This is a genomic window from Bartonella sp. AP30XZML (genome assembly GCF_042195945.1).
Classification (GTDB): domain Bacteria; phylum Pseudomonadota; class Alphaproteobacteria; order Rhizobiales; family Rhizobiaceae; genus Bartonella.
In genome coordinates this window covers 1-19,388 of record NZ_JBHIPJ010000076.1, presented here as the reverse complement: position 1 = coordinate 19,388, position 19,388 = coordinate 1, and the positions used below count along the sequence as shown (strand labels likewise).

General features: G+C 41.0%; 19 protein-coding genes and 4 pseudogenes. 21 read left to right on the top strand and 2 right to left on the bottom strand.

Annotated features, from left to right (window positions below; translation table 11 throughout):
- A partial coding sequence (locus tag ACFIL2_RS05395) for an Arm DNA-binding domain-containing protein (RefSeq protein ID WP_375681705.1) occupies positions 1–293 on the bottom strand: 293 nt, incomplete at its 3' end.
- A gap of 115 nt (positions 294–408) precedes the next feature.
- On the opposite strand from ACFIL2_RS05395, the pseudogene ssb reads away from it, so the two are divergent.
- Positions 409–702, top strand: a pseudogene (gene ssb, locus ACFIL2_RS05390) (single-stranded DNA-binding protein); the annotation flags it as partial.
- Positions 703–717: 15 nt separating this feature from the next.
- Entirely contained in the window at positions 718–1,245 is a 528-nt protein-coding gene (locus ACFIL2_RS05385; protein WP_375680450.1) for a hypothetical protein, read from the top strand.
- A gap of 19 nt (positions 1,246–1,264) precedes the next feature.
- On the opposite strand, the gene ACFIL2_RS05380 is transcribed toward ACFIL2_RS05385, so the two are convergent.
- Complete coding sequence (locus ACFIL2_RS05380; protein WP_375680451.1) at positions 1,265–1,558, bottom strand: hypothetical protein; 294 nt, start codon at positions 1,556–1,558, stop codon at positions 1,265–1,267.
- A 208-nt stretch (positions 1,559–1,766) separates the two neighbouring features.
- Between ACFIL2_RS05380 and ACFIL2_RS05375 the strand changes: the two genes are divergently transcribed.
- The 19 genes and pseudogenes from ACFIL2_RS05375 to ACFIL2_RS05285 form a co-directional block, all read left to right on the top strand.
- Positions 1,767–2,099: a hypothetical protein gene (locus tag ACFIL2_RS05375; protein WP_273791598.1), complete on the top strand. Its 333-nt coding sequence runs from the start codon at positions 1,767–1,769 to the stop codon at positions 2,097–2,099.
- Positions 2,080–3,408: pseudogene (locus tag ACFIL2_RS05370) on the top strand (PBSX family phage terminase large subunit). The gene ACFIL2_RS05375 and the pseudogene ACFIL2_RS05370 overlap by 20 nt, the downstream one beginning before the upstream one ends.
- A 260-nt stretch (positions 3,409–3,668) precedes the next feature.
- Positions 3,669–4,835 carry a tyrosine-type recombinase/integrase gene (locus tag ACFIL2_RS05365; RefSeq protein WP_375680452.1) on the top strand — a complete coding sequence of 389 codons (1,167 nt, stop codon included), beginning with the start codon at positions 3,669–3,671 and terminating at the stop codon, positions 4,833–4,835.
- A 209-nt stretch (positions 4,836–5,044) separates the two neighbouring features.
- Positions 5,045–5,224, top strand: a complete 180-nt coding sequence (locus ACFIL2_RS05360) for a helix-turn-helix transcriptional regulator (protein ID WP_375680453.1) — start codon at positions 5,045–5,047, stop codon at positions 5,222–5,224.
- 119 nt (positions 5,225–5,343) lie between these two features.
- Positions 5,344–6,244 (top strand): annotated as a pseudogene (locus ACFIL2_RS05355) (toprim domain-containing protein).
- Between the two features lie 42 nt (positions 6,245–6,286).
- Entirely contained in the window at positions 6,287–6,460 is a 174-nt protein-coding gene (locus ACFIL2_RS05350; RefSeq protein WP_375680454.1) for a hypothetical protein, read from the top strand.
- A 353-nt stretch (positions 6,461–6,813) separates the two neighbouring features.
- The gene (locus tag ACFIL2_RS05345; RefSeq protein WP_375680455.1) at positions 6,814–7,593 is read left to right on the top strand and encodes an SDR family oxidoreductase; all 780 of its coding nucleotides are present in this window, start codon (positions 6,814–6,816) and stop codon (positions 7,591–7,593) included.
- Positions 7,593–7,976: an acyl carrier protein gene (locus ACFIL2_RS05340; RefSeq protein WP_375680456.1), complete on the top strand. Its 384-nt coding sequence runs from the start codon at positions 7,593–7,595 to the stop codon at positions 7,974–7,976. The genes ACFIL2_RS05345 and ACFIL2_RS05340 overlap by 1 nt, the downstream gene beginning before the upstream one ends.
- Position 7,977: 1 nt before the next feature.
- Positions 7,978–9,045 (top strand): hypothetical protein, encoded by a 1,068-nt coding sequence (locus ACFIL2_RS05335; protein ID WP_375680457.1) that lies wholly within the window; start codon positions 7,978–7,980, stop codon positions 9,043–9,045.
- Between the two features lie 13 nt (positions 9,046–9,058).
- The gene (locus ACFIL2_RS05330) at positions 9,059–10,345 is read left to right on the top strand and encodes a beta-ketoacyl-[acyl-carrier-protein] synthase family protein (protein ID WP_375680458.1); all 1,287 of its coding nucleotides are present in this window, start codon (positions 9,059–9,061) and stop codon (positions 10,343–10,345) included.
- Between the two features lie 10 nt (positions 10,346–10,355).
- A complete protein-coding gene (locus tag ACFIL2_RS05325; RefSeq protein WP_375680459.1) occupies positions 10,356–11,765 on the top strand; it encodes an AMP-binding protein in 1,410 nt (469 codons plus the stop codon).
- A 746-nt stretch (positions 11,766–12,511) separates the two neighbouring features.
- Complete coding sequence (locus tag ACFIL2_RS05320; RefSeq protein WP_375680460.1) at positions 12,512–13,174, top strand: class I SAM-dependent methyltransferase; 663 nt, start codon at positions 12,512–12,514, stop codon at positions 13,172–13,174.
- Between the two features lie 6 nt (positions 13,175–13,180).
- Positions 13,181–14,398: a hypothetical protein gene (locus ACFIL2_RS05315; protein ID WP_375680461.1), complete on the top strand. Its 1,218-nt coding sequence runs from the start codon at positions 13,181–13,183 to the stop codon at positions 14,396–14,398.
- 94 nt (positions 14,399–14,492) lie between these two features.
- A complete protein-coding gene (locus ACFIL2_RS05310) occupies positions 14,493–15,563 on the top strand; it encodes a citrate/2-methylcitrate synthase (RefSeq protein ID WP_375680462.1) in 1,071 nt (356 codons plus the stop codon).
- On the top strand, positions 15,554–16,351 hold the full coding sequence (locus tag ACFIL2_RS05305; protein WP_375681704.1) for a beta-hydroxyacyl-ACP dehydratase: 798 nt from the start codon (positions 15,554–15,556) through the stop codon (positions 16,349–16,351). Before ACFIL2_RS05310 ends, ACFIL2_RS05305 begins: the two co-directional genes overlap by 10 nt.
- Positions 16,339–16,896, top strand: a complete 558-nt coding sequence (locus tag ACFIL2_RS05300; RefSeq protein ID WP_375680464.1) for a hypothetical protein — start codon at positions 16,339–16,341, stop codon at positions 16,894–16,896. Before ACFIL2_RS05305 ends, ACFIL2_RS05300 begins: the two co-directional genes overlap by 13 nt.
- Before the next feature lies 1 nt (position 16,897).
- Complete coding sequence (locus ACFIL2_RS05295; protein WP_375637075.1) at positions 16,898–17,401, top strand: hypothetical protein; 504 nt, start codon at positions 16,898–16,900, stop codon at positions 17,399–17,401.
- Positions 17,402–17,705: 304 nt separating this feature from the next.
- Positions 17,706–17,843: a hypothetical protein gene (locus ACFIL2_RS05290; RefSeq protein WP_155915008.1), complete on the top strand. Its 138-nt coding sequence runs from the start codon at positions 17,706–17,708 to the stop codon at positions 17,841–17,843.
- 461 nt (positions 17,844–18,304) lie between these two features.
- A pseudogene (locus tag ACFIL2_RS05285) lies at positions 18,305–18,872 on the top strand (DUF3987 domain-containing protein); the annotation flags it as partial.
- Positions 18,873–19,388: the final 516 nt, after the last annotated feature.

Here is a 19,388-nt window from a genome sequence, read left to right as displayed (position 1 = left end):
TAATGGAGATTGCTTATTGCCTCACGCTTTTGTTTATTGCGTTCTTTAATGGGGTCACGCCCCTCACGTAAAACAGAGCGCCACCCAGTTGCCAATTCACGGGCTTGTTTTAAAGAGACATCTCTCAAAGCACCCAATCCCATTTCACGACGACGCCCGTGAAGGGTATAACGATAAATCCATTGAGCACCTCCATCTTTACGCTTATGGAGAAGCAAGCCGGCACCATCATTATATTTGCCAGCCCCCAATGTTGCGACAGATCTTGCATTAAGACGGTTCATAAGAGCCATTTTTTAATCCTTTCTTATACAAATTTGATCCACACACTCATCCCACTTGTTATGTGCAAATGAGTGGTTTTAATTGATTCAAGATAAACAGATTTGAAATGAGAGAATCTTACGTTATTCGGGACTCTCATTCAATATGAATAACGCTAAATTATCATTACAAATCAATATCTTGTCAAAAGGCAGCAAAGTTTATATCGAGGGGCGACTACAAACTCGTAAATGGCAAGATAAAAACGGTGTTGATCGCTATGTAACAGAAGTCATATTGCCTCAGTACAAAGGCGAGTTAAAGCTTTTAGATGGCAAAAATGATGATAATCAAGAGCAGTCATCACCTTATGACAGAAGCTTTCACAAGCCTCTTGATACGTCTCATACCGTTATGAATGATAGTGTTCCTTTTTAAATAAAAAGCGGTGTTATGAAAAGAAATAAAAAGAGGGGACGCCCTAAAATAGCAGGGCAGGTAAGAGAACCAAACGGACGTATATCACGTTGCAAAACACCGCGTGAAGCCGTTGATAAATTGGCAATAGAAATGCGTGCAAAGCGCTTCGGTTTAACGCTACAGGAGGCAAAAAATCCACTTTCTGGGTCTTATATCGGGCGTCTTTGTTTACAAGGCGTGATTACTCAAGAGCAATATGATGCCGCCCAGCAATATCTACAGATAAGGAATAATTATCTTTGCGCAAAAGGCTTGCCTAATGCAATTTATGACGAAATGCCATCATCTTCTGATGATAAAGCAAGAGACAAGTGGGTAGCATTTGCAACAGAGCAGTTTATAAACATGCAAGAGGCACTAAAAGAAGCCCAATGCCTCTATAGACAATATAACCTTTATGCAGCGCTACAGTGCCTCGTTATAGAAGATCAAACATTATCATATCTTGTACCTTCATTACGTATAGCTCTTAATGCGCTTCAGAAGTACTTTGATCGTTAGGTTTACTGGCAATCAGATTCTAATCTTCTTCATATTTTTCTTCTGAAAAAAATATTGTATATCTTAAATAGTTAATTGTATTTTTTGCCTCCTTAATTTCATCTTTTAGTTTTTCAATTTCAGCTTCTGAAGCAGAAATTACATCTTTTAACCACCCAATTTGATATTCTGAATCATTTTTTAACGTCCTAAGTTCATTCTTTTCTTGTAAATGACTATATTCGTAACAAGCAATAGCAATAATTGCTATTATAAAAGCAGTCCATAAGCTAATGATATCAAAATACCAAACTAGTAATATTACTAAAAACATCTTTTTTCTTTATTTAGGAGAAAATTTCACATCGGATTTATATTGATTCTACAATTGCATCAATATGTATCGTTTTCTTATTGACAAATTGTAGCAAATCGTATTTAATGACCTTACTGTACTTAGGCGTATTGTGTCTAGACGAGAGGCAGTGCAGTTTGGAATCCCCGCAAATGCGGGGTTTTTTATTATCTGGAGGGCGTATTTTATGACATCAGAAAATACACAGCAGGCTCCACAACCCATTAAAAAGCGTATACCCCCAAAGGCAGGTCAAGGGCGTGTCAAAGGCGTTCCGAATAAGATGACGCGCATTTTAAAAGAAGCAGTGGTTAAGGCTGCTGAGAATGCTGGGAATAAAATTGGCAAGGATGGTTTGATTTCTTATTTGGAAAAACAGGCTATGGAATGCCCCGCTGCTTATTTAGCATTGCTTGGTAAGGTGTTGCCTTTACAGGTAACAGGTGAAGATGGGGGAGCCATTAAGGTGATAACGCGTGTAGAAATCGCGCCTTTGGTCAATGACAACACGACAGATTAATATTGTACCAAAACTCATTCCTATTTTTGCAGGGGACGCTTTGGTACGGGCGGCTTGGGGTGGACGAGGGTCTGGAAAGACAAGATCATTTGCATTGATGGCGGCTTTAAAAGGCTATCAATTTGGTATGCAGGGGATATCGGGGACCATTCTTTGTGCACGTCAGTTTCAGAATTCTTTGGCAGAAAGTTCATTGGAGGAGATTAAGCGCGCCATTGAAGCGCACGACTTTTAAAAGGACTATTACAAGGTTGGGGAATCGTCGATTAAGTCGATAGATGGTCGCGTAGCCTTTCAGTTTTCTGGTCTGGACCGTAATATTGCGAGCATTAAATCGATGGGGCGTATCTTGCTTTGTTGGGTTGATGAGGCAGAGCCCGTGACAGAGACGGCTTGGCAGACGCTTATACCGACTTTGCGTGAAGAAGGCGAGGGGTGGCGAGCAGAGTTATGGGTGACATGGAACCCGTTGCGAGAGAATGCCCCCGTTGAGAAGCGGTTTCGCTTTTCAGACAATGAAGCCATTAAGCGTGTAGAGATCAACTGGTCAGACAACCCGAAGTTTCCCAAGATCTTGAATGAAGCGCGATTGGATGATCTGAGAAATCGTCCAGAGACCTATAAGCATATCTGGGAAGGGGCTTATCTTACAGCGGTTCAAGGCGCTTATTATCAAAAGGAAATGTTGGCAGCCGAGCAGGAGGGGCGGATAGGGCGCGTTGCGCGTGATCCTTTAATGCAGATACGCGCCTTTTGGGACATTGGGGGGACAGGCGCCAAGGCAGATGCCACAGCGATATGGATAGCGCAATTTGTTGGTAGAGAGATCAGAGTGCTTGATTATTACGAAGCACAGGGACAACCGTTATCAGAGCATATCGGTTGGTTGCGTCAAAACGGTTATGAGAAGGCATTGATGGTTTTGCCTCATGACGGTGCGACCAGAGACCGTGTGCACAATGTGAGTTTTGAAAGTGCTTTAAATGATGCGGGCTTTGAAACACAGGTTGTTCCCAATCAGGGAGCAGGGGCGGTTAAGATGCGTATAGAGGCGGTGCGGCGTATTTTACCTTCAGTTTGGTTCAATGAAGAGACGACCGTAGCAGGGCGCAAAGCACTGAATTGGTATCATGAGAAATGGGATGAGAAGCGTAATATTGGTTTAGGCGCTGAGCATGATTGGTCCAGTCATGGTGCGGATGCCTTTGGGTTAATGTGTGTGGGGTATGAACAGCCGATGCAAAAACAGAAGAGACCAGCTTATAGTGGTAGAGAAACTTATGAGAGCACGTCATGGATGGCAGAATGATGCATGATGAAGAGCATTTAGAGAAAGAAAGTAACGCATCAGATTTGTCGACAGAAGGTTTGTTTCGCAAGCTTGTCAGCTGGTGACAAGCTATTGATTTATAATGATAATCTAGCGTTATTCATATTGAGTTAAAGACCCGAATAACGTAAGATTCTCTTATTTCAAATCTGTTTATATTGAATCAATCAAAACCACTCGTTTGCACATAACAAGTGGGATGAATGTGTGGATAAAATTTGTATAAGAAAGGACTTAAAATGGCTCTTATGAACCGTCTTAATGCAAGATCTGTTGCAACATTAGGGGCTGGCAAATATAACGATGGTGCCGGCTTGTTACTTCACAAGCGTAAAGATGGAGGTGCTCAATGGATTTACCGTTATACCATTCATGGGCGCCGTCGTGAAATGGGCTTGGGGGCATTGCGAAACGTTTCTTTAAAAAAAGCGCGTGAATTGGCAAATCAATGGCGTTCTGTTTTGCATGAGGGTCGTGACCCTATTAAAGAACGCAATAAACAAAAGCGTGAAGCAATAAGCAATCTCCATTATTTAAAAGATATTGCCGTGGATGCTTTTGAAAGTCGTAAAGCTGAATTAAAAGGGGATGGAAAAGACGGACATTGGTTTTTACCATTACGTCTTCATATTCTCCCCAAATTAGGCTGTTTACCCGTTTCAGAAATTACCCAAACTGAGATACGCAATACTCTTGCTCCTATCTGGCATACAAAAGCTGGAACAGCTAATAGAGCTCTTAATCGTCTTAATATATGTCTCAAACATGCGGCTGCACTAGGATTGGATGTTGATTTACAAGCAACAGAAAAAGCACGTGCTCTCTTAGGCAAACAACGTCATAAAACGCAAAACATGCCCGCAATGGATTGGAAAGAGGTCCCTGCCTTTTATAAAACACTTTGCCAAACAACAATCCTAACACAACTGGCTTTGCGTTTGCTTATTTTGACAGGAGTTCGTACTTTTCCTTTGCGTCATATTCGTGAAGGTCAAATTGAAGATGATGTCTGGACAATTCCTGCTGAAAATATGAAAGGAAAGCGTGATACTACAACAGAATTTCGCGTCCCCTTATCAAAAGAAGCGCTGAAAATTATTGAACAAGCTCGTTGTATTTCTAAAAGTGATTTTCTTTTTTCTCCTACCGGTCGCGGTCCTCTTTCACATACGATGATGGCTTGGTATATGAGAAAAAATAAAATTGAAGCATGCCCGCATGGTTTTCGCTCTAGTTTACGCGATTGGCTCGCTGAAACAACCGATGCCCCCTATGAGGTCGCTGAAACCATTCTAAGTCATACAGTAGGAGGACAAGTAGAGCGTGCCTATCGTCGTACTGACTATCTAGAACAGCGCCGTGTCTATATGGAGAAATGGGCGGCTTATGTCACGGGTCAATCTTAAGATATGGGGTGAATAACCCCATGATCTGTGGATAACTTTCTCTCTCTTCTCTCTCATTCTTTCTCAATAAGAGTCATAAATTATCACATCAGAAATTATATGATAAAATATTGTTTTCTATAAATAAAATACCTTCAAAAATAAACCAAAATGTGCTTAATAAATAGTTATGATTTGTTACCATTTTTTTATAGTGAAAGGATTTTAGTATGACAGAAAATGCTATTCTTTTAACAGACCGTGAAAGTGCAAAATTTCTTCATATGAGTGTCTCAACTTTCCGCCGTCATGTAACCAATGGCTCTCTCCCAAAACCTTTAAAATTTGGTTTTTTGTCCCGTTGGTTACAATCAGATCTTTTGAATGTCATCGAGCAAGCAAAACAGTAACGTCAAAGTGACGCGGCATAAAAAAAACCTTGTCACGTAAGGACGGACAAGGCTTTCTCAAACTCATCAACCTAGAGATAGCACAATCCGTCCTGTGACGCAATGTTATAGGATTTACAATGATGTGTTCTTTTAAGAATGCGCAAGGTATCACACGTGCCTTGCGTGGTACTTGGCATGGGCGTTATGGAACCGCCCGTTGCCCCGCTCATGATGATAGGCTGCCTAGTTTATCTATTTCTAATGGAAATGATGGGCGTCTTTTACTCACTTGTTATGCTGGCTGCTCTTTTAGAGAGATCATACAAGCGCTTATTAGAATTGGCTTGCTTGGAAAACAAGCCTTTTTTGATAAAGCTTATGATCACGCTCCTTCTTTATCCAAACAGTTTTGTGCTGATTTCAAACGAGTAAAACAGAAAGCAGAGAGAGCAAAAGCAATTTGGCAACAAAGCCAACCTATTAAAAACACTTTAGCAGAAACCTATTTACGTATGCGGGGTATTACATGTGATTTGCCTCCTGATTTACGCTTTTACGACAAATGTCCACACCCCTCTGGGGTTACACTGCCCGCGTTGGTTGCTTTTGTTAAGGGCGCTGGCTCTTTCGCCATTTATAGAACCTTTTTAAAAGACAATGGCTGTAAAACAGATCAATCACCAGCCAAAGCTATGTTGGGATCTGTAACGGGGGGTGCTGTGCATTTAAGTCAAGGTAATCCAAAACATCTGGTCATTTGTGAGGGCATTGAAACCGGTCTGGCTCTTTTGTCTGGGTTGTTATCAGAGCCCGTTAATTTATGGGCGTCTCTTTCAACCAGTGGCATGATGCGTGTGAATTTACCCCCTTATAAAAGGGCGTCTCACCATTGCAATGGACGGCGATGATGCGGGTCGTAAAGCAGGTTTTAACCTCGCTGCGCGTGCCTATAGACAAGGCCTTGAGGTTTTTATCATGCAAGCTCCAAAAGGAACCGATTTTAATAACGTATTACTTTCTCAAAAGAAGGAACTATGAAAGAGAGTCATTTACAAAACAACAATGAAAATACCCCCGTCAATGATAACGATAATGCTTGTTTACGGTTGGAAAAGATTTATTGTTGTTAGAAGGGAACGATCCGCTGGGACGCAGTTTGCAGGATTCTGTCCTGCTGCACACGAAACGCTGCGTGCCCAAGAGAGATTAATGCAAGTGTCAAAACAAAAAGCGATAGAAGTCTGGGCGCATTAGGCTGGCATGGAAGTCCCATGTCGCATGGGGCAGCTTTATGCTGCATCTGGCAGAGGCAAAGAGACTTTTTCTTTTAGTTATGACCAAACTTGGTTGAAGAGCGGGCATAGCCAGCTGTTTGATCCAGATTTGCAGCTTTATTCGGGGCTGCAATATACTCGGGAGGATCATGACAATTTTGGCCTTTAGGTACTGGTAATTTTTTAATTAAAAGCAGTTGCTTTTAATTAATTTAGGTGGTACTGCGAAAGTAAGCAGATATCCTCGTCTATATAGTTTCATTGGGATTATGTTTTATCAAGGGTGATTCTGTGCTGGAAAATTTATAGCATGTTTAAATATAAGGGGGAGGCATGAGTCATAGTTTTGTCGATATCGTAAATAATCCTGCATATAATGAAAAATCGTTGGCGCTGGTAGTCGCAGGGACTGCTGAGATAGCGCGGAATGTCATAGATTCACTAATTAATGGTGGTTATTTCGTAGTTTTTACATGGTTCAGTAATGAAACCGCCGTTAGTGATATGAAGCATCGGTACCAAAGTGCTGTCTTGCCAGTTCGCTTGGATTTGACATCTGAGCAAGACGTCGTGCAGTTTTGTGCTGCCTTAGAAAATGTTAGAATTGAGATAGCTATCTACTGTGCTGGTTATAACCCGGCATGTTTGTGCGATGAGCTGGAACCCGAAAATATTAACGCCATCACTCGTCTTAACTATCTGTCAGCCGTGCTGATTTTCAATATGGTAGTCAAAACGATGAAGCAGTATAAAGAAAATGAGACCAAGCTGGTATTTATCAGTTCGGTGGCCGCAAAAAAAATCAGAGTGGGTAACTCTTTATATGGCTCGACAAAGGCAGCTATGGAAAGATATCTCTCCGGCATTGCACTGGAAATGGGCCGATTCAATATCAGAACGCTGTGCGTAAGCCCTGGTTATATCAAGACAAAGATGCTTCAGGACTATTGTGCAAAAGAAGGAAGAAGTATTGCTAGCATAGAAAAAACCATCCCAATGAGGAAAATGTTGGCTGCCGAAGATGTTGCGAGTGCTGTCAATGCATTTATTAACGGTAAAATTATTACTACAGGCGTTTCATTAACGATCGGGAATGGTGAGGGGATTATCTAATGTATATTACAACAATTAGCCAGATTTTTAAAGATGTCATGTATCTTGATGAGTCAGAAGAGCTTGATCCGCACAAGTCGCTATTCTCTGATTACGGAATGACTTCGATTGATTATATTGATTTTGTCTTCGAGTTAAAAAAGCACTTCAAGGTTGATGTTAGCCCTGAAAGCCTTTGGCCGGTAAATAAATGGGCCACTACAGAAGCATTTTACTCATTTGATACCAAAGAGTGGACTAGCGAAGGTGTTGCTAAAATCAATGACCTGCTGGGGTTAAAAGAATATGAATCGATTGATAAGAAAATCCAGTTTAAAGAACTCTACTCCTATTTCACGCTGAATTATATCAACCAGCGTATATCAGTTTTAAAGCGCAACTAGCATGACGGAAAGGGTCTATATAAAAAACTATGGTGTGTATCAGCAATTCGCGCCTAATAGTGCAGCGCTGAGCCAGCTGCTCAGCACTGCGGATGACATTAATCCTTGTGATATGGACTATTACCACTTTTCGACACCGTCTATGATAGACAAGAAGCTGGTCAGCAGAGAAGACCGCTCAGTGCTAAATGATATGTCAAAAATGGTAATCAATGCGCTGATAGATTTTCAAAGTAAAGATTGCCTGACGGAGCATGCAAAAGCCTTTCTATATACTGCATGCGATAGTGAAGACCGCAGCTTTGATTTGCTTTTTGAAATTTGCCGTAAATATAAGGACGATGGTTCCGTCTGGAAGCATATCCAGCAGTATAAGGAGATAAATAATCCTCTGAATACGTTACGATTGTTGCCAACAAATGTGTTGTATCACATCTCAAAATTGTTACTTGATCATGAGGAAGGGATGCCGTTACGTGCTGCATCATTAAGTGGCCTAGTTGCATTGAAATTGGCTTATGCTGACATCGCTAATATAATTGCAAAAGAGCGAGCGATGGTTGTTAGTGCAGCAAATATGCTGAGCTTCGATAGTCTGACTGTCTTTAAAAAATTCGGTGAAATTCGACAAAGTGATAAAGATATTTCTGGTATTATCCCGAGTTGGGGGGCGGCAGTGATGTCTTTAGACAATAACAGTTGCGATGCGCTAGCTGAATTAATCTCTGTGACTATTCGTTATTGCCCTAAAGTCAGTTTTGGAGAACGGGACTGGGAAAGCCTGTTGAGTAAACAACGGACGCAACAGGGGGAACCTGATGTTATTGTTAGTTATAACAACGGTATTCGTATGCAACAAATAGCTGAATATTCAGCGCTAGAGAAATTTTTTCCAGGGATACCGGTTGTTAACTATAAATCTAAAACTGGGTACACTGGAAAACTCAATAACATACTGGATATTTTATGCTGTCTTAATGATCCTGCGATTCCCTCGGGGGCCCGAGTTATGCTGACTGGTGCGGCTATCAATTATGGTATCGGAAATATTTGGATAATTAAACACTAAGGGGAGCTTTACAATGAATACCCATTTTGATGCAGATACATTATGTATTAGTGCATATGGGGCTGTTACGCCATTAGGCAGCCATTTGGATGAAATTCACGCCTGCTTTATGCATGAGAAAAGTGGTATACGGAAGATTAAAAAATTTGATCACCAGTATTTTCAAACTCATGAAGCTGGGATTCCTATAGAAGGTAATGAGTTGCTACGCTGGCCTAAAAAAAAATCCTTCAGAAACGGCGAGCTTTTTTATGCGGACTTAGCAACAAAGAGACTGCATGAACGACTGCATTTGCAGGAATATTATCCAGCAGAAGATATTGGCTGTATTGTAGGGATTGATGAATCGGCAATCGATATTGAAAAGTCTATCAGTTTTGCGGACAAGGTTCCCGCCGACGCGGATAAGCAATGCTTGATCGATGTCGCGCTAGAACATTTTAAAATTAATGAGTTTTTTGATCTCGATACAACTGCGGTTCTAAAAACGATACATGAAATTATCCCGTTTGCGGGACTCAGCTTTGCCCTTCTAGGCCTTTGTTCTGCATCAACGCAAAGTATCGGCCTCGCGATGCGAGCCATCCGCAATGGTGAAGTTAAAGCGGTGATTTGCGGCGGTGTTTCTGCGAAAGTCACCCCGCTGAATCTTGCGCGATTAGAAGAAATGGGAGTGATATCAACTGATCAAAACTACTGTGGACCACGGCGTTCGCGGCCTTTTGACCGGCATCGCAGCGGATTTGTTTTAGCGGAGGGTGCAGGTTTGTTCGTTATTGAAAAATTATCTAACGTACTGGCGCGGCAGCATGAGCCGTTGGCCTATTTATTGGGTTACGGCGGTGCACTTTGTGCACAGCATATTGTAGCGCCGCATAAAGATGATCTCGAAATGCAACTGTCGATGGAACGAGCCATCGAACATGCGGGTATTGACTGTACCGCTATTGATTTTGTGAATACACATGGGACATCGACAGTACAAAATGATCAGCACGAAGCCAGTGCAATCAGAATGGTTTTTGGCGCGCACAACCCAGCGATTGTGGCGACAAAATCTTGGCACGGGCATCTGATTGCTGCTGCCGGTGCGATGGAAATTTTGTGTGTACTGGTTTCTTTTCGGAACAATGTTTTGCCTAAAATTTTGAATTGTGATGAAATCGATCCTCAATTGCCTGCTGGCATTGCGCTTGTGAGGGAGCATCAGTACCGACCGCTTAAATACGCATTGAAAAACTCATTTGGTATGGGTGGTGGCGCAAGCAGCTTGGTTTTAGGGAATCCACAATATTTGTAAGGGACACCTCATGTTAACAATATATTCCTTATTAGAAAGAAACTGGCAAGTGATTTATCATCACAGTCATTATTCGGCAGAGGATGTCAGCATGATGACAAAAGGGTGTGCAGATACCGTAGTTAGATATTTTCGTGATCGCCCGCAAGAGGAGCAAAATAAGCTGTTTGTTTTTGTGATTAGAAATAATTTCGAAGGTCTGATCAGCTATTTTGTTGCGTCTGTGCTAAAATTGAAAGCTTGGATCGTCAGTATTCATGATTTAGACATTGTTGATATGCTAGTTGATGCCGATTGCATTGCGGCTGTTGTAATGAGCCATGAAGTCAGGAATATTAGTATCATCAGTCACCGGATTAATATCGCGTTTGATCATTGTCTTTCAACTGTGAACGAAAATCTGGCTGATTTTACAGCATATCCGTGCGCGCATTTCTATTTTTGTACCTCCGGAACAACCAGTAAACCCAAGTTGATTCAATATCATGAAAATATTCTGATTGAGAATGCCCTCGCGGTGAGCCAATCTCTTGGACTAAGTAATGAAGATTGCTCATTGTGTTATTTCCCGGTGCAGTATATGTATGGTCTCTCTACTATGCTATGTGCCTTCTTATCGGATAGCAAACTGGTATTTGAAAAATTTCAAATAAGTAATATTGGTGAACTCGTTTCGCACTATAGCATTACCAACTTGCCTTTAATCGGTGACTGGATGCTGGCAGTAAGCGACATTTTTACCAAAAGCCGAATCCATGTGCAAAATATCTTGAATGCATCCGACCGTTTGCTCACCGTACAAGCATCGGGTATCCTCTCATCATGTACGACGTTATGGAATAACTTCGGTCAGACCGAATCCGGACCGCGCTTGTTTCATAATAAGATCTGTTCGCTACACGATATTGAAAGAACCAGTAAATATGGCATTGTAGCGCCGGGTAAGGCTTTGGTGAGTGGTATAAAAATTGATTTGCGCCCCATTGATCAGGCGGATGCTTCTGATTCAGTGCGCCGTATGTTTTATAAAACGCCTTTCGCGTGTGATGGTTATGTTGATAGTTCCTTGCAATTAAAGCCGCGTGATGAATGGTTTGATTCCGGCGACCTGTTTGTTAAAGATGAATCCGAATGCTATTACTGGATAGCTAGAGCCGTTAATGAATTTAAACACAATGGTAAGTTTATCCCAGTTCAACTGATTTCAAATGACATTATTAAGTATGCCGGATGTTTAAGACATTACTTTTCAAAAGCACAGAACGGCGATCTTTATCTCAACCTTGATATGTCGGCAAATAGTGAGCAGGTTAAAGTCGTTACTAAACTATTAACTGATAAATGGTATCAGTATGCATTTAAAGTAAATATCAGAAAAATTGTCACGACAAATACAGGGAAAATAAAATGTACCGTGTAGATAAAGCTCATAGTATGAGCAGAGTGTATGTTAATCGCCGTGCAAACAATTATCTGTGCATTGTGAGCCATTCTTTTTATACCTATTTTTTGGCTATTGATAGGCTTCATCGTTATTTGCCTGTATCGACGAAACGTACATCGAGAATGATATTGCAACGTGAAATGGCGAAGGTACTTTTTATCGATATATTTAAACGGATTTTGCCAGATGTAAAGATGTCACACAGTTCTGTGAGCCATGGACGGAGTAAAAGTATTATGTTGGTTAATAACGATCCGCGGATTCGGTCTGTCGGGGTTGATATCGAATTTATTGAGAAAAAAAAACTACCGAGACCATTTATGCTAGATTACTGTGAAAAATGCGCGGACTTTCCAGCAGGGCAGGTGCTGGATAATCGGTTATGCACCACAATATTTAGCTGCATGGAGAGCTTGTATAAGGCATTATGCGCCATCTCGGCGTGCACTTTTGATATAAATGATTATTTTTTAGTTGAACATGATAGGACGCGATGTGTTTTTCGGTACGTTGGGAATATATTTACGTTTAAAGGGATGACATTTATTTGTAACTGCTATTATCTTTGTCAATCTGTGATAACCGTTGTTTTGCTGGATGCATGTTTGCAATCAATTATTTTAGATGACTTCTTATATGAGGACGTAACCGTTTCTATACCCAGTTAGTTTTTAACGAGTTTATGGCAATGCCATAACTAGCTTCATTTAGAGAAATATGTGATGAATGATTTACTGGTAAATATCACCCCTGAGCACTATGAAAGGTATGCTACTGAAGGTACATCATCGTGGAATGCGTATTTGATAGAAAGAATTCTGGAAGAAGCATCTGGTGTTACTTCTGCGAAGAAAAAAATTCTCGATATTGGCATGGGAACTGGCTACATGCTTTTCAAGCTTTACCGCTTCCAAAAACTCACAGACTATTCCTTTTACGGGTTTGATATTGATCCCCGTATGGTTCAGTTTTGTGTTAAAAAATGTACGGAGTTAAAATACCAGCATGCATTCAACATTATTGAAGACAGCGTCAGCAATTTACCGTTTCCCGATAACTCCTTTTCAATGATTTATGCCCGTTCCGTAATTCATCACTGGGCTGAACCTAAAAAAGGATTACAGGAGTTGTGCCGTGTTTTAGATCGCGGCGGTCGTATTATCATCCATGAACCCCTAGCTGATGCAGAAGAAACAGCACTGGGTGTTTTTAACCAATCACGTCGTGAATGCGGTGTGGCAGCTATGTTCACAGAAGAAAAATTTACATTAGCCGGTATCACCGATTTTTTATATGGCTGCGATCTTAGTGAGATGAGCTGGACAGTGGCATGTGGAGAAGGTCTAGCAGCTCTGGGTTGTGCAATTTTCATTAAAAAGGTCTGAGTTATCATGGATTATTTCTGTGCTGAAATGTATGCAAAAATGCAACCACGTATAACGGCAATAACTGGCTGCCATGCACTCGATTACATTGCTTTCCGCGATTTGGTTAGGATAAGTACACGCGTTTATTCGACCACTGGTGATAGTGGTTCTTTGACTCAAGTGGACTCTGCGGGTGAACACTTACCGATGCTGATTAGTGCTACAAGCGGCATCACTGGGGCGATGAAAATGGCCAACGTTCGTTTAAAATTCTGTAAGGAAGGGATCAGCTCATCAGAGCGCAATTTAATTCGTAACCTGCGCGCGCGGCAGGTTTTTTCCCCAGGGGATGTCGTTGGCAACCTGTTTACGATTAATCTGTTTTCATCTTTACACTACTTGGCGTGTGAAATTTTAAAAAATTGCCGTGCACATGTTGTGCCGGTTGGCGATATTGCTCTGCTGCTGAAGAATCATTTCGAGTTTCTGGCTGAAATACGGCTCTCGGTACTGTTTGGTGTGCCCAGCACCATCGTTCAGTTCGTTGAAGCTATGCTCAACCTTGGGGTTCCACTGGCAATTAAAAAAGTGATCTTTACCGGTGAATCGATGCTGAGCGTGCATGAAAACTATCTGCGCGAGATGCTAGGCGCCGATCTGCGGATAATTGGTTTATATGGTTTGTCGGAGTGCGGTTTCATTGGTATGTCCGCCGAAGGGCGGCTTAATCGGTACCAGCTCTTCAGCGATGATTTCTTCTTTGAATATGAAGATAAGAGAGGGCTGCTAGTGACATCACTGGATCCCGATACCTCGCGCAAACTTATCAGATATTCCGTGGGCGATATGGGCACATTATCCGTTGAAAATGGTGACCTCTATTTTGAAGATATTAAACGCAATGCTATTGATTTTAATTTCATGGGGAATTTGATTAGCCATGAAAAAATATTCAAAATTATTAATCGACGGTTGCCCGATGTAATTGTTCAAATTGTATTGTCTTTATCCGCGGATAGACAAGAAATTATGGATATTAAAATCTGCTGCGAAGTATTTCACGACCTTGATTTGTCCGAACTAACTGAGGAAATCTATCATTTGCCGGATATTTATGAAGCCTATATGAAAAAGCGCGGACGTATTAATGTTACCATCGTCGAATATAGCGATTTGCTTTTCTCATCCAGAGGGAAATGCCTGCTAGTTTATGACGCAAGGGAGTCCTGTAATGCAACTTGATAATTTGCGTAATGAAATTTTATCAGGGAATTCGCATACGATAAATGTCAACATCAGGCTTTATAGCGTATCACCGGAGCAGCAGGAGTGAAGCATGTCAGATGATGTTATTGATAATTATGATTTAGATAATAACGCATTGTTTATTCGTGGATGTAATTTGATTGATATTGCCGATGAAAACCGTTATTTGCAGAACGCATGGTTTGCACTGATTGGCAACCTTCTTAATGAAGAACAGATGGATCTGCTGATTCAGAATACTAACGCCGAACTGCAAAAGACGGATCCTACAGCCAAACTGCAGGCGATGCATCAACTGATCAATGTATTGCCATCTTTGGGTTTAAAGCAGCGATTTATGATGTTATTATCGCAAGTTGAGGTTTCGGCGGCTCAGGGTAAGGTCATGGCTCCCGTAAGCGACGGTGATTGTCTTAAAATTATCTTGCTGATGCCATGGATTATTGCGTTGGCGTGCTCTTCCCAACAGTTTTCCGATTTGCCGGCGATCGAAAATTGCAATACCTTGGAGCTTGCTTTTTGGTTAGTATTAACTAGCAAGGAAGCTTCTTCCGACTGGGATATTGATGTGCTTTGCAGGTGCATGTTTCTACTGCTGGGCGGGTTTGGTACTGTGACACCCACAACCACCATGGTAAGATTTATTATCAGTACCAAGAGCGACGTCATTTCTGCACTCATCGGTGGGTTTTGTGCTACTGGCTCCGCGCATATGGGAGCTTGCAAATGTGCTATCATGCGACTTTCTAGTGTCCTCCATGAGATTGAAGCCGGGAATCTTGAGGGGGTGGTAACGCATTATTGCAAAGACAAATCCTGGCCAGGGTTTGGTCATCCGATTATGCAACGGGATATCCGGGTTGATTTCTTTTTTTCACGCTTTCAGGTGCTTGTGTGCCCTTTCAGTTCGCTTGTGCGATCTATTTCGGACAATACGGGATTGCAACCCAATGTCGATTTTCTAATTGCAAGCATCATGAGCAAACATCGGGCTGCTCCTGAGCTGGGATTGTTGGCTTTTTTCGTTTGTCGGCTGATACTTCTCGCGCACTATCAAGCGCGGTTTAGCTCTCATTCCTTCAGTTTATCATCAAAGTATTTAAGAGAAAAATATAAAAAGGTCCCCCAATTATGGCTATAAAGCATCACACCGAGCCAAATTTCTTGGGTATATGCCAGAGTATCACCTTAACCGCACCGATGCGTGCTTGCGGGCAAATCGATATTTCTCACTGGGAGTTAGCCCATAACTATTTGAAACAAGGCTTGTTACTCGAAGCCTTGCATCAGTTTTCAGTTCGATTTGCCACCATGGTGGCTAAAAACTCAGATCTCACTTATCGCTATCTCCCTGTTATGGTTGAACAGTTTTTCTCTACCACCCATTTTGATAGCGATCGGTTATGCGTTGAAGGACATATTGAACGCATTAATGAGGCCTACCGTATTCATTGTAAGGCTAGCACATATGACAATGGAAAGGCCGTTATTGCGCAGGCAATCATCATGGTCAGTAAGGTCTGCTTCCTTGGCTCGTGTTCTCAGAAAGTCGCTCTTCCATTACTAGGCGATTTATGTAAAATTTCCTCCGTAACCGGAGATTCTTGTACTTTTTCCTTTAATGCGCATCACCCGCTTTTTGAGGAACATTTCCCCTCCCGCGCCGTATGTCCTGGTTCACTATTGATTGAGATGGTTCTGGCTTTAGCCACGCAAGGTAGGACGAAAAATATCGCATCTGTTGCGCTGAAAAAAGTAAAGTTCATTGAAGCAGTTTATCCGGGAGATACCTATCAGTTGACCATTAAACAGGATACAGAGTGTGAACCGGGTGGCGTTTTTTATATTCATACGGAAACTAAAAAACGAAGCACTTGCGGTAAGTTTTCTATCAAATATAAAAAGGAGGATGCGCCATGTTTAACATAATAATCTCTTTTATTCCGTGGAGTATTTACTCCTGGGTTATCAATGGAAACGTTTTAACTCTGGTCGAACGCTCTCTCATCTTAACTGTGATTTTATTGTTCATTATTGCTGTGAATATTAAAATTGTCCGGCAGGGAGAACCTGTGATGATTACTAACATTCTGACATTTATTGTCCTGTTTGTTAATTATTTCGCTGGATGGTCTACACTTTTACTGAACTACCCCACAGTTTTTTGCTATCTGTCACTTGCTCTGGTTTCATTGATTAGCTTGCTGGTAAAGAAACCCTTTACCATTTTTTATGCCAGTGCTGGTGTTTCTGAAGAAAAACGCAAACATATCCTATTTTATCTCATCAATAAATATATTACATGGATTTGGGTAATCATCTTTTTTGCCAATGGTTTTCTAGTGGCTTTTTTTACATGGACCCCCCAGATTTGGTTAATCACTATGGGTTTAATTTGTACTGGTATTCTTTTTTCTAAATATTTTCCTAACATCATGCAATATTTTTATCGCATCAAACATCATGGAGCATAATATGTCATTGTTTAACATTCTGACCGGAACCCCTTTATGGGCTTGGATTTTGCTTATTTTTCTCATCGCGAGGGGAATAATCGCATTGAAAGATAGGGAAACGAAGGTTTACCGCCTTTTTCTCTTGCCGTTCGTCTTTCTTTTTTTGGGCGCAAGCGATGTGATTAACCAGCTGGTCTTCCCGCGCTGGGGAGCAATCGCAATGTTGGCAGGGCTGATGATCGGCTTTGGCGTTGGCTGGTTGCTCTGGCGTGCTACTGCGCGTTTAAAAATCAAAGAAGGAACGGATTTCATTATTCTGCCTGGTACGCCGTTGACGCTGACATTTATTCTTATCGCTTTTGTCATCAAATTCACATTGATTGTTTTTCTCAAGGTTGTACCTGATTTGAAATATGCATTTGATTTTAACCTTCTTTTTGGTCTTTTAAGTGGGTTCACTGGTGGTGTGTTTTGGGGCGGCACATTAAATTTATATATAACATTTCGAAAGAATCCAAATTAATCCCTATACCATTAGCTGTGGGGGCTTCCCATTAGAACTATCTCAATAGAAGCTTATACCTAACAACAACGCTGCATACAAATGCAGCGTTGCCTCGTAGTTTCAGATTTTTTTTATCCCAGCGCGTGAATAGGTGAGGGAAGTGATATATCTGACTATGCCCCCTTGGGGGAAGAGCGAGCCTAAAGGTTTAGAATGCTATGAGTTTGAGCTAGCTGGACTTCGAGCAGATGGTTTATCGCTCATGGGAAATCATTTTGTTTTACGATTCAAAAAGAGGATAGTGATGGTCTCATTGGCGTAGGTGGGCAAGAAAACTGTTAGCTTGGCAATGCGTCAACAGTTTGTAGAACTATGTTGTGGGACCCCTACGCAAAGCCGTTGCTATGATGGCATGATGCTTTTGTCAAGCATTATGATATGGGGAGGAACCGGTGTTTAAGGGTGCAACTGCGGTCACTATACGATCCAGTAGCATTACGTTTTTACGTTTGAGTATTTAGGAGCGGTAGACTCTGTACAGGCTATGCGTGCAATATGTGAAGCACGCTTGTGGGAATCAGTGTGCCATTATTGCGTTGTGCATGCAACCCTCTAGCTAGTACTTCATTGGTAAGGTTGTTTTTTGAAGCTGATTAATTATCTGTGTGTTTTTTAAGAGAACGTTAGCACTGATGTATCGCGTGCCGTATCAAGAAATCTTCCAAAAAAAATTATTAAAAATACTAAAAATATATGTGCAAGATGAACAAATGCTTGCTGAGGATATTGTATCAACGACTGTAGCTGCTTAAGGGCACATAATCTTGGGGGGCATAATGTTGTACAAAAAATCATGAAGTCCAAAAAACTCGTAAAGGTGCATTGCACTTCTCCTTTGAGAATTTGGCATCTCCTCTTAGCTTAATACGTTCTCATTATGATAAACCCCTTGGTTCTCCTGAACACCCGCTTGTCATGCGTTTTTCTGCTGATGCTCAAGAGATCTTTCGTGAGTGGATGCAAAAGATTTTTAAAAAAGCTAAAGAGAATAACCTTTCTGAAAGCTTACAATCGCATCTTTTAAAAATACCAAAGACCCATAGCAAGCCTTGCGTTGATTTTTGAACTTCTTGATAGTGGTCGTTTTGAAATTGGACTCTATGCCCTTCAAACAGCTTTGCGTTGGGAAAAATATCTGATAAGCCATGCAAAATGTCTTTATGCGGCGAATGATACATTAACAGCAGAGCGTGCAAAATTAATTGTCGAGCGCTGTGATCATTTACCCGATGTTTTTACTTTACGTGATATTCATCAAAGAAGTTGGATCGGTTTAACAGATAATAGAGCCGTTAAGCAAGCTTTAGAGCTCTTATGTCGCTCCAATCATATTCGTCAAATAGCAAGCGAAAATAGCTCTCAAGGCGGTCGACCTACCATACGTTATGAATGGCACCCTTTCGTTAAAAACAACAGCATCAAACAATGAAGTCATTGTAATCTTTTGTTATCCTTAAAACCTTCAAAGATCTTATCGTACCAACAGAGGGTTTACAAAGTATCTTTGAGGGTTTTTGTTTTATAATTTTTTAAAGAAGAAACATGCTCCTTTTATCTTGTGTCAAAGATATCCAAAACACAATCTCTATAGGTTTTGAAGGGGTTTTGAGTTTTGACGGTTGCCTCTTTTAGATAAAAAACGATAAAAATTAAAAATGTTATTTTTCAATAGGTTAAGATTTTACAGATCTTAAAAAAACAACTCATATTGATAACACAACCTATAAATTCAACTAATAATATACGTTTTGAGGGGGTTTTGACGGTTTTTATACCTTCAAAACCTATAAGAAAAGTGAATATACATAACCCTCTTTAAACAAAGCTATCATTTTAGATTACGATATAATCTTTTAAAGGCAATCCAAATAAGAGTATCTAAAATTGCAAGTTTCTTCTTTTTAGAATAACGCATATAGACTATCCTTTCAGGATTATATGTAAG